Annotated in this window: 14 protein-coding genes and 1 riboswitch; of the genes, 7 read left to right on the top strand and 7 right to left on the bottom strand. The window is 70.0% G+C overall.

From position 1 onward, the window contains the following. Positions 1-17 precede the first annotated feature (17 nt). The 3 genes from ACFYXE_RS37915 (at position 18) to proC (ending at position 2,134) form a co-directional block, all read left to right on the top strand. Positions 18-572 carry a DoxX family protein gene (locus tag ACFYXE_RS37915; protein WP_389320987.1) on the top strand — a complete coding sequence of 185 codons (555 nt, stop codon included), beginning with the start codon at positions 18-20 and terminating at the stop codon, positions 570-572. A 172-nt stretch (positions 573-744) separates the two neighbouring features. After that, positions 745-1,206: a pyridoxamine 5'-phosphate oxidase family protein gene (locus tag ACFYXE_RS37910; RefSeq protein WP_389320984.1), complete on the top strand. Its 462-nt coding sequence runs from the start codon at positions 745-747 to the stop codon at positions 1,204-1,206. 130 nt (positions 1,207-1,336) lie between these two features. Beyond that, positions 1,337-2,134 (top strand): pyrroline-5-carboxylate reductase, encoded by a 798-nt coding sequence (proC, locus tag ACFYXE_RS37905; RefSeq protein WP_389320981.1) that lies wholly within the window; start codon positions 1,337-1,339, stop codon positions 2,132-2,134. Between the two features lie 62 nt (positions 2,135-2,196). Here proC and ACFYXE_RS37900 read toward each other — a convergent pair whose 3' ends face one another. Next, positions 2,197-2,811, bottom strand: a complete 615-nt coding sequence (locus tag ACFYXE_RS37900) for a TetR/AcrR family transcriptional regulator (protein WP_389320978.1) — start codon at positions 2,809-2,811, stop codon at positions 2,197-2,199. 105 nt (positions 2,812-2,916) lie between these two features. Between ACFYXE_RS37900 and ACFYXE_RS37895 the strand changes: the two genes are divergently transcribed. Further along, on the top strand, positions 2,917-3,840 hold the full coding sequence (locus ACFYXE_RS37895; RefSeq protein WP_389320975.1) for an NmrA family NAD(P)-binding protein: 924 nt from the start codon (positions 2,917-2,919) through the stop codon (positions 3,838-3,840). A gap of 196 nt (positions 3,841-4,036) precedes the next feature. Further along, on the top strand, positions 4,037-4,396 hold the full coding sequence (locus tag ACFYXE_RS37890; protein ID WP_389320972.1) for a hypothetical protein: 360 nt from the start codon (positions 4,037-4,039) through the stop codon (positions 4,394-4,396). A gap of 159 nt (positions 4,397-4,555) precedes the next feature. Here the strand turns inward: ACFYXE_RS37890 and ACFYXE_RS37885 are convergent, their stop codons facing one another. The 6 genes from ACFYXE_RS37885 to ACFYXE_RS37860 form a co-directional block, all read right to left on the bottom strand. Continuing rightward, positions 4,556-5,953: a cytosine permease gene (locus tag ACFYXE_RS37885; RefSeq protein WP_361174785.1), complete on the bottom strand. Its 1,398-nt coding sequence runs from the start codon at positions 5,951-5,953 to the stop codon at positions 4,556-4,558. Beyond that, positions 5,950-6,639: a thiaminase II gene (gene tenA, locus ACFYXE_RS37880; protein WP_389320969.1), complete on the bottom strand. Its 690-nt coding sequence runs from the start codon at positions 6,637-6,639 to the stop codon at positions 5,950-5,952. The genes ACFYXE_RS37885 and tenA overlap by 4 nt, the downstream gene beginning before the upstream one ends. Positions 6,640-6,644: 5 nt before the next feature. Beyond that, the gene (gene thiD, locus ACFYXE_RS37875) at positions 6,645-7,478 is read right to left on the bottom strand and encodes a bifunctional hydroxymethylpyrimidine kinase/phosphomethylpyrimidine kinase (protein ID WP_389320966.1); all 834 of its coding nucleotides are present in this window, start codon (positions 7,476-7,478) and stop codon (positions 6,645-6,647) included. Beyond that, positions 7,475-8,113, bottom strand: coding sequence for a thiamine phosphate synthase (gene thiE / locus ACFYXE_RS37870; protein WP_389320963.1), 639 nt, complete (start codon positions 8,111-8,113; stop codon positions 7,475-7,477). Before thiE ends, thiD begins: the two co-directional genes overlap by 4 nt. A gap of 359 nt (positions 8,114-8,472) precedes the next feature. Next, positions 8,473-9,303, bottom strand: a complete 831-nt coding sequence (gene thiM, locus ACFYXE_RS37865; protein ID WP_389320960.1) for a hydroxyethylthiazole kinase — start codon at positions 9,301-9,303, stop codon at positions 8,473-8,475. After that, a riboswitch (TPP riboswitch) is annotated at positions 9,297-9,422 on the bottom strand. (Overlaps the previous gene by 7 nt.) 861 nt (positions 9,423-10,283) lie before the next feature. Further along, positions 10,284-11,267, bottom strand: coding sequence for a ScbA/BarX family gamma-butyrolactone biosynthesis protein (locus ACFYXE_RS37860; RefSeq protein ID WP_389320957.1), 984 nt, complete (start codon positions 11,265-11,267; stop codon positions 10,284-10,286). A gap of 1,071 nt (positions 11,268-12,338) precedes the next feature. Here ACFYXE_RS37860 and ACFYXE_RS37855 point away from each other — a divergent pair. Together ACFYXE_RS37855 and ACFYXE_RS37850 are read left to right on the top strand one after the other, a co-directional pair. Next, positions 12,339-13,007, top strand: coding sequence for an HAD family hydrolase (locus ACFYXE_RS37855; RefSeq protein ID WP_361174809.1), 669 nt, complete (start codon positions 12,339-12,341; stop codon positions 13,005-13,007). Between the two features lie 463 nt (positions 13,008-13,470). Further along, on the top strand, positions 13,471-14,133 hold the full coding sequence (locus ACFYXE_RS37850) for a ScbR family autoregulator-binding transcription factor (protein ID WP_361174803.1): 663 nt from the start codon (positions 13,471-13,473) through the stop codon (positions 14,131-14,133). The last annotated feature ends 412 nt before the right edge of the window (positions 14,134-14,545 follow it).

Here is a 14,545-nt window from a genome sequence, read left to right as displayed (position 1 = left end):
GTACAGGAGAGACAGCCATGTCCCTTTCCACGAGCACACGCACGGACACACACGGCGGTGCCACCTCCCGCCCCCTGCCCCCGCACTCCGGCCAGGACCTCGGCCTGCTGGTCCTGCGCTGGGGGGTCGGCCTGACCATGGCCGCGCACGGAAGCCAGAAGCTCTTCGGCTGGTTCGGAGGCGGCGGCCTCGACGGCACCGCGGCGTTCTTCGAGGGCAACGGCTACACGGCCGCGCGGACCATGGCGGTCGTCGCCGGACTCACCGAGGTCCTGTGCGGCCTCGGCCTCGTCGTCGGCCTGCTGACCCCGCTCGCCGGAGCGGGCATCGTCGGCATCATGCTCAACGTCATCGCGATGAAGTGGGGCGACGGCTTCTTCAGCCCGGCCGGCATCGAGTTCGAGTTGCTGCTCCTGGTCGGGGCGACGAGCCTGGCGCTGGCAGGCCCCGGCAGGATCGCGGCCGACCGGCTGCTGCCCGTACTGCGCACCCATCGGCTCTCCCACGGTGCGGCCGCCGTGGCACTCGGCGCCGCCGCCGCGGGCCTCGTCCTGGTGACCCTTCGCACGTGACGTCCCGCTGAGGTGAACCGAGGGTTCCCCGCGCCGCCCGGCGCGGGGGACTCCCGGGCCTTGCGCACGGTTCGGGTCCGTTCACCCTGCCCCTGGAGCGCCGTGTCCGCTCCCGGACCTAGGACCTGCGCCCCATGCGCACGGTGCTCCCCGCTGGCTAAGGTCGGCGTCCATGCACGCTACGGAGATCATTCGCCGCACCACGGCGGAGCGCAGGCAGGACACCCTGGAGCGGCTCGGCTCGGAGCGCGACATATGGGTGTCGACGGCACACCCCGACAACGGCCCGCATCAAGTGCCGCTGTGGTTCCTGTGGGACGGCCGGGCCGTGTGGATGTGCACCGGCGCGCACTCCGCGACCGCGCGCAACGCGGCACACGAGGCGCGCGTGCGGCTGGCACTGCCGGACGCCTTCGACGTCGTACTGCTGCAAGGGGAAGCGCAGTGCTACAGCGCCCGGGAAGTGCCGGAGGAGGCCGCGGAGGCGTTCGCGGGCACGTTCGGCTGGGACCCGCGTCAGGAAGAGGCTCCCTACGTCTACTTGCGCGTGGCGCCGACGACCGTGCGCGCCTGGCGCGGCGAAACGGAACTGCGTGGCAGGGTCGTGATGCGAGACGGGGCTTGGCTGCGGTAGCAGAACCGGAAGGTGAAGATGCCGTTCACGGCCACGCGTTGAGGTCGCGGTGATGACGTGGCCTCGCAGCGGAACGCGAACAGGCCCCGGGCACCGGAGAGCGGCGTCGACACGGACGAGGCGGATGCGTATGGGCACGGCAAGGGACACGGTCGCGTTCCTCGGAACGGGCACGATGGGCGAGGCGCTCCTCACGGGAGCGCTGGCCGGAGGCCTCGACCCGGACGACGTGTGGATCACCGCGCGGAGCCAGGAGCACGTCGACGCCCTGACGGCCTCGTACGCGGTGCACGGCACGACCGACAACGCGACGGCGGCCTCGAACGCCCGGCTCGTGGTCCTGGCCGTGCCGCCCGAGCACCTCACCGACGTGCTGGCCGAGATCGCCGGGCAGACGCAGGACGGGGCCGTGGTCGTCTCCCTCGCCGACGGCATCACCCTCGCCGATCTGGAGGCCCTGCTGCCGCACGGCGTGGCCGCCGCCCGGGCCATGCCGAGCCTGACCGCGCGGGTCGGGCACGGCCTGACGCTGCTCACCCCCGGTTCGTCCTGCTCGGACTCCCAGGCCGACGCGGTCACGGGCCTGTTCGAGCGGTCCGGGAGGGTCCTGCGGATCGCCGAGGACCAGCACGAGGTGCTGAGCCCTCTCAGCAGCGGTGGCCCCGCCTACGTCTTCTACCTCGCGGACGCAATGATCGAAGCGGGCGCCGTACGGGGGATTCCCCGCGACCTGGCGCGCGAACTCGTCACCGAGGTGATCACCGGCAGCGCCGCCTGGCTCCGGGCGGACACCGACGCGGTGGCCACCCTCCGCGAGAAGGTCTGCGCCCCGGGAGGCACGGGCGTCCGCCGCATCGCCACGCTCGACCGGCTCGCCGTCCGCGCGGCCGTCGTCTCGGCCCTCACCCAGGCTCCGGAAGGGCCCTGAGCGGCCGACCGCCTCCTCTCCGACGGCCGCCGTGGTCGGAGGGCACGCGTGCTCCCGCCGGATCAGAGCTCGCCGGTGTCGTGAGGTTCGTCGTGACGTTCGGGGCGGGTGGGGCTGAGGCCTTCCACGGCGAGCAGGAAGGCGCGCTCCGCCTGGCGCCGCGGGTCGGATTGGCTCTCGGTGGCCAGGGCAATCCCGATGATCAGGGTGAGGAGGTCGTGGACCGTGGTGCCGGAACGGACCGTCCGGTCGGCGATGGCCCTGCGGAGCAGCGGGGCGCAGGCCGTCTCGATGACCGACGCGCATGACCCCTCCTGGCTCCCCTCGTCGCCGAGGGGCACGTAGGTCAGGGCGTCGGCCAAGCCGCGGGCGGCGACCGCGTAGTCGAGCAGTTCCCGCAGCCAGGTCAGCATGGCCCGGCGGCTGTCCCCGTCCTCGTCCTTGTCCTTGTCGAGGCTGTGCGCGAGGTCGCAGAGGGCTTGGATGCGCTGCTGGAAGACGGCTTCGAGCAGTGCGCGCCGGGTCGGGAAGTGGCGCCGGACGGTCCCGGATCCGACCCCCGCGGTACGGGCGATCTGCTCGAGCGAGGCGTGGGCGCCGTGCGCGGCGACCTCGGCCTCGGCGACGGCGAGGACGCGAGCGTAGTTACGGCGGGCATCCGCGCGCTGGCCGGTCATGAGCTGTCTCCAACATTGATAACTGGCGGGGTCCGCCATATCGTAGGCGAATCAAAACGGCGGGCCCCGCCGTTTAGTGTCGACGTGATGACCGAGGGATGTCTCATGACCGCTGCCGAAATACCCGTGCTCGTCACCGGCGCCACCGGCCGACAGGGCGGAGCCACCGCGCGTGCCCTGCTCTCTCGGGGAACGCCGGTGCGGGCACTCGTGCGCGACCCGCACACGCCACGGGCGCGAGCGATCGAAGAGCTCGGTGCGCACCTGGTCGTGGGCGACCTGACCGAGCCGCCCACCCTTGCGGCGGCCGTGGACGGCGTACGCGGCGTCTTCTCCGTGCAGATGCCCGAATTCACCGATGAGGGAGTCGACTTCGCCGGGGAGGTCACCCAGGCGTTCAACCTGATGGCCGCCGCGCGCGCTGCCGGAGTCGCGCAGTTCGTGCAGTCCTCGACCAGCGGCGTGGGCCAGCACACCAGCGCTCCCGGATGGGCCGAAGGGCGCTGGCCGATGCTGGAAGAGCCCTTGGGCACCAAGGCGGCCATCCAGGACCGCCTCCGTGAACTGGACTTCCCCCGGTGGACGTTGATCAAGCCGTCGTTCTTCATGGAGAACCTCGAACCGTCCATGCGCTTCTATTTCCCCCGCGGAGTCGAGGGCGGTCTGGTCACCGTCGTCAAACCGCGGACGCACCTGGCGCTGGTGGCCGCACAGGACGTGGGCCGGGCCGCAGCCGCCGCCTTCGCGGCTCCGGACCGGTACCACCGGGTGGAACTGGAACTGGCCGGCGACTACCTGACCATGACGCAGATCGCCGAGATCCTCTCCCGCGCGCTGGAAGTCCCGTTGACGGCACCGGACATGACCGAGGAACAGGCGCGCGCCGCAGGTATGCCGGACATGGGCGCCAGCCATGCCTTCATGGACAAGGTCGGCCAGCCGGCCCGCCCCCGCTTCGCTCGCGAGTTGGGCATCGAACTGACCACCTTCGAGCAGTGGGCGCACGAACACCTGCGCTCCGCCGCGTAGTTCAGGGCCGAGGTGGTCACGCGGCTTGAGCGCGCCGCTCTCCGGCAGCGCCCCGCAGCCCGCCCCGGCGGAGCGACATGCCGTCTGGTATGTTCCCACCCGCAACGTGCGGGCGAACGGGGGAACGGCCACGCCTTCCCTCGGCACGTGCCGCACACGAAGTCCCAAGTGCACCAGTTCAAGGGGGAAGGCCAGATTGAAGAAGCGTCTCGTGCTCCCGGTGGTCGTCGCAGCTCTGGCGATGTTCGGCACCACCAACGCAACGGCATCGCCGGGCATTGACGCGCCCCGGCAGGCTTCGGTCGGGACGGCAGCGGCCAGCTGCAGCGGGCCCTACTCGGAGAGCAAGGCCATTACCAATGTGAAGATCCGCAAGAAGCCGAGGACGAACGCCACGGCCCTGCGTCTCTGGTACAAGAAGACCAAGGGCTGCGCCACCAACGGGGCGGTCGTCGGCGACTTTTACGGCATGTGCGGCGGAGACTCCTCACCGCACTGGCGCAAGGTGAAGTACCGCGGGACCACGGGCTACGTGCCCATGTCCTGCCTCCGCTAGCGCCTGCCGCGGCCTCTGCCGCCAGCGGCCGGCTTCCGGGCCCTCACGCCGGTTGACCGCTGACGGCGTGACACGGAAACGGCGTGACACGGAAGCAGCGTGACCCGGAAACGCCCCGCAGGTGGTCACACCGCGGGGCGTTTCTCCTGTGGTGCACGGTCACGCGCCGGGGAGCCGCCCGGGCGAAGCCGAGACGTGCCGTCGCCCGCGGCCCACCACGAGGGTGGTGAGGGCAGCCACCGCGAAGGACAGCAGGGAGGCACTCATCCAGGGCTGGACGGTCAGGCCCACCACATCCTGCAGCCAGGCCCAGAAATCGGACCAGCCGGCGATGTCCGTCGGCGCGATCAGCTGATAGGCGGCGAAGCCGAGCGCCCACGGCAGAAGCATGACCCAACGGGTCGGGGCCTGTTCGGAGACGTCCCAGGTGCGGTGACCGCCGAGTACGAAGAAGTCCACGACCAGGACGGCGAACATCGGGATGAAGACCGCACCGATCAGATAGAGGAAGCTGGCGTAGCTGTCCATGTTCACCAGCAGCGCCAGGACGGTCGCCAGCGTGCCGCTGATCAGGCACAGGATGCGGCGGTCGGCCCGGGGCAGCAGGTTCTGGGCGGACACGGCGGTCGAGTAGACGTTCGCGAAGGACTGGTCGACCTCGCGCAGCACCAGGACACCGAAGCAGATCACGCCGACGCTGGTGGCGGTGAAGGGATCGAAGACCTTGTACGGGTCGGTGCTGTCGAAAGCGATCACGGCGAGGGCGGCGACGCCGAGGACCGAGCCCGCGACGCCCGCGAGGGTCTGACCGACGACCAGGCCGCCGAACGCCGCCTTCTCGCTGCGCGAGTGCCGCGAGTAGTCGGCGACCAACGGCAGCCAGGAGATCGACACGGCGATCACGCTGTCGGCGGCGAACCAGAAGTCCTTCCAGGAGCCGCCTTCCATCGGAATGCCACGGCCGGCCAGGTCCCAGCCCAGGTAGAGGATGGCCACGACGACGGCGACGGTGACGTAGCGGCGGATGACGCGCAGGGCGCCGAGCGGGCGGAGCGTGAGCGCCGTGGTCACCGCGCCCGCGACGAGCACGTACAGCCAGCCGGGCCCCGGGTCGCCGAAGGCCTGGCGGGCCAGGATCTTCAGGCCGGTGGAGATGACCACCAGCTCGAAGACGGCCCAGCCGACCATCTGCAGCACATTGAGGACGGTCGGCAGGTAGGACGCCTTCGCGCCGAACAGCCCGCGCAGCAGGACCATCGAGGGCGCGCCGGTGCGGGCCCCGGTGATGGCGGCGAGCCCGAGGGCGGCCGTGCCGATCAGGGTGCCGACGACGGACGCGGTGACGGCGGCGGCGAACGACAAGGTCGGACTGCCGGTGCCCAGCGGGTCGAGGACGACGAGCATGCCGCTGAAGCCGAGCAGGCTGACGCCCAGGTTGGCCCAGAACGCGCCTTGGTCCAGGCCGGACAAGACCTTGGGCGTGGGCTGGTCGAGGGTGAGCGGCGCCTCGTTCGCCGGGGCCGAAGCCGGGGTGCCGGGTTCGGTGGTGGTCGTCACTTCGCGGGCTCCGAAGCCTGGGCGGGGGCGGGGCCGAAGGGCCAGTTCTCCACGCGCCAGGCGGCGTCCCAGAACATCCACTCCCAGGTGGACGCGGTGGTGAAGGCCGTGCGCATGCGGGCGCGGGTCCCCGGGTCGGCCTGGTCCGCAAGCCGGTTGACGATCTGCCGGGCGCGTTCGGTGGCGGCCTCGAACTCCTCGTCGGCATACGTGCCGATCCAGTCGCCATAGGGATGGGCGGCCAGGTCACCGGCCTGCTCAAGGAGGGCCCGGCCCACCTCGGCGTAGATCCAGAAGCAGGGAAGGACCGCGGCCGCCAGCTCCGGATACCCCTGCGTGTGGGCCACGGAGAGCAGGTAGGAGGTGTAGCCCGTGCAGGTGGGGGAGGCAGTCCAGGCATCGACGTCGACGACATTGCTCTCGTGCAGGGAGCTCTCGACGGCCACGGCGTCATGGGCGGACTTCGCGAAGAACGCGATGTCCTCCGGCCGGTCGGCCTTCGCGGCGGCACTGGCCAGCGCGCGGGCGTAACCGCGCAGGTAGAGGGCGTCCTGGGCCAGGTAGTAGACGAACTTGTCCCGGTCCAGGGTGCCGTCGCCGAGGCCAGTGACGAACGCCAGCTTGTCGATGCCCGAACGTATCTCGGCCGTGGCCGTCCACAGCTCGTCGCAGAACGTCGTGGTCATGGTGGTCAGCTCCAGTACTGGTGGAAGTGGTGGACGGGGCCGTGACCGCGGCCGACACGCAGGGTGTCGGCCGCCCGCAGTGCCCCGGTCAGGTACTCCTTCGCGGCGCGGACAGCGGGCTCCCAGTCGTCGTGCTGCGGGCGGAGGGCGGCGATCGCGGCGGACAGGGTGCAGCCGGTGCCATGGGTGTTCCGCGTGTTCACGCGAGGCGCGGACAACTCGGTGACTCCGGCGCCATCGGTGCCCGGGGCGTGCGCGGCGTCGACGAGGATGTCGACGGACTCGGCGTCGTGCATGTGGTGGCCGCCCTTGAGCAGGACGCGCCGGGTGCCGGTCTTGAGGAGTGCCCGGGCCTGCTCGACGGCCTCGGCGCGGTTCTCCGCGGCGGCGGCGCCGAGCAGGTCGCCGGCCTCGGGGAGATTCGGGGTGATGAGGTCCGCGAGGGGCAGGAGACGGTCGCGCACCACCGTCACCGCGTCGGCCTCGAGGAGGCGGTGACCGCTGGTCGAGACCATGACGGGGTCGAGGACGACGTACCGGGGCCGATGCCGCTCAAGGGCGTCCGCGACGGCTTCGGCGATGGCGGCGTCGGCCAGCATTCCGATCTTGACGGCGTCCACCGGGACGTCGGCGAACAGCGTGTCGATCTGCTCGGTCACGAACGCCGGGGGGACGGTGTGGATGCCGGTGACGCCTTGGGTGTTCTGCGCGGTGAGGGCGGTCAGAACTGCCGTTCCGTAGGCCCCGTTGGCGGAGAACGCCTTCAGGTCGGCCTGGATCCCGGCGCCGCCGGACGGGTCGCTCGCGGCAATGGTGAGGGCGATGGGCGGACTGGTCACGCGGAGACCTCCGGTCGCAGGGTGCGGACGAGGGAATGGGCCGCGGTCTCGGGGTCGGGCTGCCCGCAGACCGCGCTGACGACAGCGATGCCGGCCGCGCCGCTTCGCCTGACCACGGCGGCCTCGGACACGCCGATCCCGCCGATGGCCACGCAGGGCAGCGGGCTCTCCCGGACGATCCGGGCCAGCCCGTCCAGGCCGAGCGGGGTGTCCGCGTCCGGCTTGGTGGACTGCGGGAACACCGGACCCACCCCGAGGTGGTCGACGGCATCCGGCACATGCGCCAGCTGCTCGGGACGGCTGACGGACAGGCCGACGTACGCACCTGGACCGAGCTGGCGCCGCGCGGTCTCGGGGGACACGTCCCGCTGCCCGAGGTGGACGCCGTCCGCGTCCAACCAGACCGCGACGTCGAGGCGATCATTGACGATCAAAGGGACACCGGTGCCCGCGAGTACGTCCTGGATCGCCCGGCCGAGCTGGAACAACGCACGGGCGTCCGCGTCCGGATCACGCAACTGGACGGTGGTGACGCCCCCTTGAACAGCGGCCGCCACGGTGGCGGCGACACCGCGGTCACCGCAGAGCCGGGTGTCGGTGACGAGATACAGGGACAGGTCGAGAGGAGGTCGCATGGGTGGGTCCTTGGAGGCTCCCGGCCGGGGAGGGCCGTGGGAAACGCATCGGGCAGGGGACGGATGGCAGGGGACGGTTGCAGGAGGCAGGAGGCAGGAGGCAGGAGGCAGGAGGCAGGAGGCAGGAGGCAGGAGGCAGGAAGTAGGAAGTGGGGGAGGGGTGCAGGGGTGAAGGGGAGAGATGCAGGGGAGGAGGGAGTGCCTTGTGAGGCAAGGGGTGTGAGTTATCCACAGGCGGGAGCGCGGAGAGGCGAAGGCGGCCATACTTGGTGTTGGGGTCGCCCCCCGGGCGGGAGGGGGCCGTTCAGCGGGTGGATTCCAGGCCACGGCCCACCACGGCCCCCGCAATACGCGCACGCTCAGCGCAAGTTGAGACCCTCGGCGAGCCGGTCGGGCGCGAGCTGGTGCAGCGCGTCGATGAGGGCGACCGCGAACGTGCCGGGCCCCGCAGAGCGGATGGCGGCATCCTCCGCGGCCACGGTGAGCAGGCCGGTCGCGGCAGTGGCGGCCAGCAGCGCGTCATCGGTGACGGCCGTGCAGGCGGCCACCAGAGCGCCCAGTGAACAGCCCGTTCCCGTGACCAAGGGCAACAGCGGGTGCCCGTTGGCCAGACGCACCACCCGCGTCCCGTCCGTGAGGACATCCACCGGGCCGCTGACCGCGACCACGCAGCCGTAGCGCCGGGCCAGTGCGTCGGCCGCGGCCAGCGCGGCCTCGGGCACGTCCGTACTGTCCACGCCGCGCCCGCCCGTGCCGCCGTCCAGGGCCAGGATCTCGGAAGCGTTGCCGCGTACGACCGCCGGCGGTGCGCTCTCGAGCAGTTCGTGGGCGAGCCCGGTGCGCCAGGGCAGCGGCCCGACCGCCACCGGGTCGAGGACCCACGGCCGCCCGGCCCCGGCCGCCTCCTTGACGGCGACGCGCATCGCCTCCGCGGTCACGGACGTCACCGTCCCCAGGTTGACCAGGACGCCCCCGGCCACCCGGGCCAACGCGCCGGCCTCCTCGGCGCTGTGCACCATCGCCGGAGCGGCACCCACCGCGAGCAGCACGTTCGCGGTGAACTGCGACACCACTACGTTGGTCAGACAGTGCACCAGCGGTGCCGCGGTTCGCAGAGACGCGATCACGTCCCCCACGGCCTCACGGGACACGGCGGTGCCGTGCTCAGCAGGTACGGAGGCAGGATCCATGGTCAACACCCTTCCTACGCCGGCATTACCCGGTCCAGGTTCATGCGGTCGGCGGCAAGGGGAGCAAGTCCCGTCCGCCCTCTCAGCCCGGCTACTCCCGAGCTCCCGCGGTGGTCGCTACGCAATGTACCTCCCTCGGGAACAGGAGTTCGCCCTCGGGGGTGACCGGCGGAACGACAGGGAGGTGTTTCGGCGGAACTGGCTGAAGGGTTCCTTTTTGGCCACCAGGGACCGACCTGTCCGCATCGCTTCGGCCAGGTGTTCCCGGTGGTGGGCCGGAGGGTTGGCCTGTTGGAGGTGTTGGCCCTTCGGAAGCGTTGGCGTGTCGGAGGTGACTGGAGTCGGGGCAGGCGGAAGCGCCCCCCGTGCCTCGCCCTTGTGCGGAGGTGCCGGTGATCACTTATTACTGACAAGAAATACAAGAACCGGCTGAGCGGCCAGAATGCGCGCGCTCAGCCGGTGACCGCTCGACTCGACGTCGACTCAGCCGACGTCCGTCGTCTCTCCCTTTTTGCTGTTGCTCACGGTGTCACTTCGCGTCGGCGCAGTCCGTTTTTCGGCGTGCTGTCGCTCCGGAAACCTGCATGCGGAACGATGGCGGTTCGTGGCGAGTCGTAGCGGATGATTCGATTCCCTCGACATCCGGAATTCCCGCCTCCGGTGCAACTTTCGATGAAAAGGGTTGCATTGGCGAACTCGCCCTTTCGGGCCCGGCGAAACGGAACGCCCTCTCCGGCGGGAGGCTGTTCTTCGCCCACGGCGACGGAAGCGCGGTCGAGCTCAATTCCGTCAGTCTGCCTGGTCGAATCTACAGCCGCCCCGTCGCCGCCTCTCGGCTTCTCCGTATTGACTCTTCGGGGATGCCGCTCGGTCCTTTCTCCTGTCCTGCTCACCCCGGCAGTGCGCTGAAGCGTCCTAGGAGTAGGTGAGGGCCCGGCCGAGCGGGTCGCCCCGGGTGGAGAGAGCCGGGCCCGGCCAGATCAGGGGGTGGGGTGGGTGGTGGCTGTGAGGTAGGTGGTGAACGTGGGCTGGTTGTTCTGGTGACCCGTGACATGGAAGGTGTAGCTGTGGGGCTGGGTGGGGTCTTGGGGCTGAGGGGTGGTCGTGATGTAGCAGGGAGTGGTGAGTTCCACATAGCGGTGGAACTCGGTGTGGGTGTGCGTGGGGATGGCGTTCGGCGGGAGGTGAGGGTGCGCACTCTGCCGGGCCGCCTCGATGAGGACCATGCCGGGGATGTGATCGCCGTCGTGGTCGAACAGGATGGCGTGGCGGGGATCGGCGTTCAGGCGCCAGGTGTGGGGCTGGTGGGCGGGCGCGAGGACGAGGTCGTGGGACAGATTGCGGCCGAAGACCGCGGGATCCTGGTGGGTCGGGACGTACGGGAGAGCGGGGCCCGAAGCCTGGGAAGTGGGGGCGCCGCCGGCGCGAAGGCGCTTGTAGGCGGCGGGGGAGAGGCAGGTGAAGTGCCCGCGCCCGATGGCGAGGGTGCGCGTGCCGCAGTTGATGACGAGGTCGATGGTGAAGGTGCCACGGCGGGGCACGGTGAGGGTGGCGTACAGGGTGAGGTCGGTGGGGGTGTTGGCGATGTCGAGGTGCTCGGGGTGCGTGGTCACCGTCATGTCCTGCATGACGAAGTGGTGTCCCAGCGGGATGGCGTGCTGCGCGTGCGCCAGGTAGATCCCGGTCTGGCGGAGCGTCTCGCAGGCCTGCAGGTGATCGTGGCTGCGCCCGTCGGCGGTGGTGAAGAAGGTGTGGGCGCGGGGCCATTGGCCGGTGAGGGTGTACGTGTCCTCGCCGGTCTTCTCGCTCGACGTCAGGAAGACCTCGGCCAGGGCGGCGCGGTGGACGTACTCGCGCGGCACGGTGGTGGTGAGGCGGGACGCACCCGCGGTGGGCGCGTTCGCGGGCGCGGTGGCCGCGGCTGCGGAGCCCGTCGCGGCAGGTGCTGTGGGTGCTGCAGGCACGGCAGGCACGGCAGGTGCCGCGGGTGTTTGTGCGCTTGTGGGCGCTTGGGTGGCTGCCGGTGCTTGTGTGGCGGCGCTGACGGCGGTGCCGTTCGCGGCGGGCACGGTGTGAGCCGAGTGGCCGGCGGCGGTCGCGGAGTGCGCACCGTGCGCGTTGTACGTGGTGGACGCGTTGTGCGCGATGTGGCTGGTGTGGATGCCCGGAACGTCTTTCGACTGGGGCAGTACAAGACTGCTCATGAACCTCTCCCCCGGAGGTGAATGAAAGTGAGGCCATAACATACATACCCACCGGTTTCCTTTTCAAGGGCCGGTGGTGATTACATGCGGCGCTCTGAGGGAAAAGGATCTCGGATGGTTTCCCGGTTTTTGTGACGCTGGGTAGTTGCGTTCCTGGTGGGGGCGGGGCGAGGTTCCGGGAGTTAAGGGGAATTATTCCGTCCGTTTATCGGGTGGAAACCGGGCGGCCGGTTCCCTTGTTATGCTTTCGCGCCGTCTGGGCGGACCGGACGGTTCGGCTGTTCCGGAGAGTCCGGGCTGAGCCTGCTGGATAGAGCCCGTCAGGGGGAATCCGTGGCCGTGATGCGGAAATTCCCCATGGTCCGGGACATGGGTGGCCTTTTCAGCGGGTTTGGGCACCTGGGCGGGCGATGTGGCCGACGGCGGCGAGAGCGGTGGCGGGTCGACCCTAGCTCTAGGTAGCTAGGTAGCTAGGTAGCTAGGTAGCTAGGTAGCTAGGTGGCGGGGTGGCCCGGCGCCCGCCTTGGCTGACCGGTGCGCCGCGGCTGCTGTGATCGTGACCCCTGTTGCAGTTGCGTAGCTGCGTGGTCTGATCGGGTTCGGTCCGTTGGCCGGATCGAGCCGTGTGCGGTCCGGGTGCGTCCCGGGTCGGGTTCTGTTTCGTATGCGTGGCGGCATCGCCGCGTGGACTGGTTGTGGGGGATTGCTGTGATGAGTGGCGAGGTTTCTGTCGGCGGGGTTGCAGATGCGGATGCCGGCGCGGAGGGGACTCAGGTTGCGGCTGAGGCCGGCGCTCGTGCCGAAGCTGGTGGGGGAGCGGGACTTGACCACCTGGCTCTGGTGGCCGTGAACATCGACGGGGTGCTGCTCAACGACAGCTTCGGTCCGGTGATTCGGCGCCTGGTGGAGTCGAGGGGCGGCCAGTACGGCCCGGAGCTGGAGCAGGCCCTGCTGTCGCAGCCCCAGATGGTGGCTGCGCAGGCCGCGGCGGACGTCCTGGGGGGAAGCGCCAAGGAGCTGCTGGTGGCTTACTTCGAGGAGCGCGAGCGGTACATGGCCGAGCACCCGGTACGGGTGTTGCCGGGCGCGGCCGAACTTCTGGGTCGCTTGCGGGCTTTGGGCGTGCGCACGGTCTGCTACGGCGGCTTGGAGAAGGCGCACTTCGACCAGTACCTCGGAGGCCTGGCCGAGTACTTCGACGAGCCGGTGTACGTATGCACCAACGACTTCCGCCCGGGGATCCGGGAGATCGCCGAGCTGTTCGGGCTCGAGCTGGACCGAGTGCTGTTCATCGACGACGTGGCACGGGTGGCGGAGGCGGCACGGGAGCTGGGGGTCGCGTTCATCGGCCACCCGAGCGACTACGAGCACGGATATCAGCGCCCGTTGATGGAGCGAGCCGGGGCGCGGCACATCGTGCGTTCGCTGGATGCGATCGACGAGGGACTGCTGCGCGAAGCCGACGCGGAGGCGGCGGCAGGCCGCAACTGGCCGGCGTAGGGAGTTGAAGAAGGGGGAGAGGGGGAGGGGGAGGGCGGCTGTCCGGAGTGGTGTGCGTTTCTGCACCCATGCGAGGCGGCCGGGAGTACGCTGACCGCCGCACGGGTGACGAACGTGCAAACGTTCGGGCCACGGGTACGGGCTGTGCGTACCGGTTCCCGTGCCCGACGGCCCCCTTCGGGGCTCGCCGCGCCGCCCTCGTCCGGCCATTTCGGCGCCTAACCCCCGCGTGTGCGGGGCGGGTTAGGGTGAGTGGGCCTGACCTGGGAAGGAAGGCTGCGGGGTGACGTTCGGGCTCGCGGCTGAGAGTGGGGACATGTCGGGCAGGTGGGGTGAGGGGTAGGTGACGGGCAAGATCTTTGGCAGAGTCTGGCGACGCTGTTGTGGGTAAGGTACGTCCACGACGGTTTCTTTTTCGGGTCCGCTGCATACCCGATACGACACGGAGTGCAGGGGAGGTCTCGTGGCGCAGCAGGAACGCGCTGTTCGCACCCGTCGCGCGGTGCTGGAAGCGGCTGCGGTGGTGTTTGCCGAGCATGGATACTCGGCGGCCACGGTGTCGGACATCCTTCAGGCGGCCGGGGTGACCAAGGGCGCGCTGTATTTCCACTTCGACTCCAAGGAGGCCCTGGCCCGCGGAGTGCTGCAGGCGCAGGTCGCCTACGCGGGACCGCCGCAGGAGCTGAAGGTCCAGGAGTGGGTGGACGCCGGGCTCTTGCTGGCGCACCGACTGCCGAGGGATCCGGTGGTACGGGCCGGTGCGGTGCTGTCCTCGGACCCGCAGGGGCGGGAGCACTACGGCAGTGCGTGGCCCACCTGGATCGAGCTGTCGGCCCAGACGCTGACCGAGGCGAAAGAGCGGGGCGAGGTCCTCTCGCACGTCGTGCCGAGGCAGACCGCGGAGCTGATCGTCAGCGCCTTTCACGGGGTCCAGCTCTTCTCCCAGTTGGAGTGCGGGCTCGCCGACGTTGAGCGGCGGATCTCGGTGCTCTACGACCACGTGATCCCGGCGATCACGGTGCCGGCGGTGCTGGCCCGTCTCGACCTCGCGCCGGACCGGGGAGCGAGGCTGTTCGCGCAGGCCTCTTCGGTTCCGCATCCGGACTTGGTGGACTCAAGCAGCTGACGCTCGCCTGGTTGCTCTTGTCCCCTTCCTCTTCTCCTGCCCCTTCCCTTGCTCTCTCGTCTCGGTTGTTCTTGAGTTGCTCTTTCTCCGTGCGGTTCCTCTTCCTGTTTGTTGAGCTCCTTCAGCTCTTCCGGTACTGAACGGTCGGCGCCGGACCCGCTTCTTCGCGGGTCCGGCGTTTTTGCGTTGTGGCCGGCTTGCCTGGCCTGCGTATGCCCACTGCCAGGGCTGGCACCTGTTGTGGTCCGGGGTGCAGGGCCGGCCGGTGCGTCGGCGGGGGGTGGTGTCCGGTTGCATTTAGATACCGAATGCGCGGTTTCTTTTGACGCTGCGATGGGTTCCGCTTCCGTGCTTTTGGTTGGTGGGTGGGTGGGGTGCTTGAGGGATATCCGAGTTTGTTTTGAGGGGGTCG

This window comes from Streptomyces sp. NPDC002564 (assembly GCF_042889645.1).
Taxonomy (GTDB): domain Bacteria; phylum Actinomycetota; class Actinomycetes; order Streptomycetales; family Streptomycetaceae; genus Streptomyces.
The sequence above is the reverse complement of the archived record's forward strand: the minus strand, read 5'-3'. Positions and strand labels throughout refer to the sequence as shown.

Excerpts from the sequence above, each read along its gene's own strand:
- ACFYXE_RS37915 (WP_389320987.1), top strand. The coding sequence starts at position 18 with ATGTCCCTTTCCACGAGCACACGCACGGACACACACGGCGGTGCCACC.
- ACFYXE_RS37910 (WP_389320984.1), top strand. The coding sequence starts at position 745 with ATGCACGCTACGGAGATCATTCGCCGCACCACGGCGGAGCGCAGGCAG.
- proC (WP_389320981.1), top strand. The coding sequence starts at position 1,337 with ATGGGCACGGCAAGGGACACGGTCGCGTTCCTCGGAACGGGCACGATG.
- ACFYXE_RS37900 (WP_389320978.1), bottom strand. The coding sequence starts at position 2,811 with ATGACCGGCCAGCGCGCGGATGCCCGCCGTAACTACGCTCGCGTCCTC.
- ACFYXE_RS37895 (WP_389320975.1), top strand. The coding sequence starts at position 2,917 with ATGACCGCTGCCGAAATACCCGTGCTCGTCACCGGCGCCACCGGCCGA.
- tenA (WP_389320969.1), bottom strand. The coding sequence starts at position 6,639 with ATGACCACGACGTTCTGCGACGAGCTGTGGACGGCCACGGCCGAGATA.
- thiE (WP_389320963.1), bottom strand. The coding sequence starts at position 8,113 with ATGCGACCTCCTCTCGACCTGTCCCTGTATCTCGTCACCGACACCCGG.
- thiM (WP_389320960.1), bottom strand. The coding sequence starts at position 9,303 with ATGGATCCTGCCTCCGTACCTGCTGAGCACGGCACCGCCGTGTCCCGT.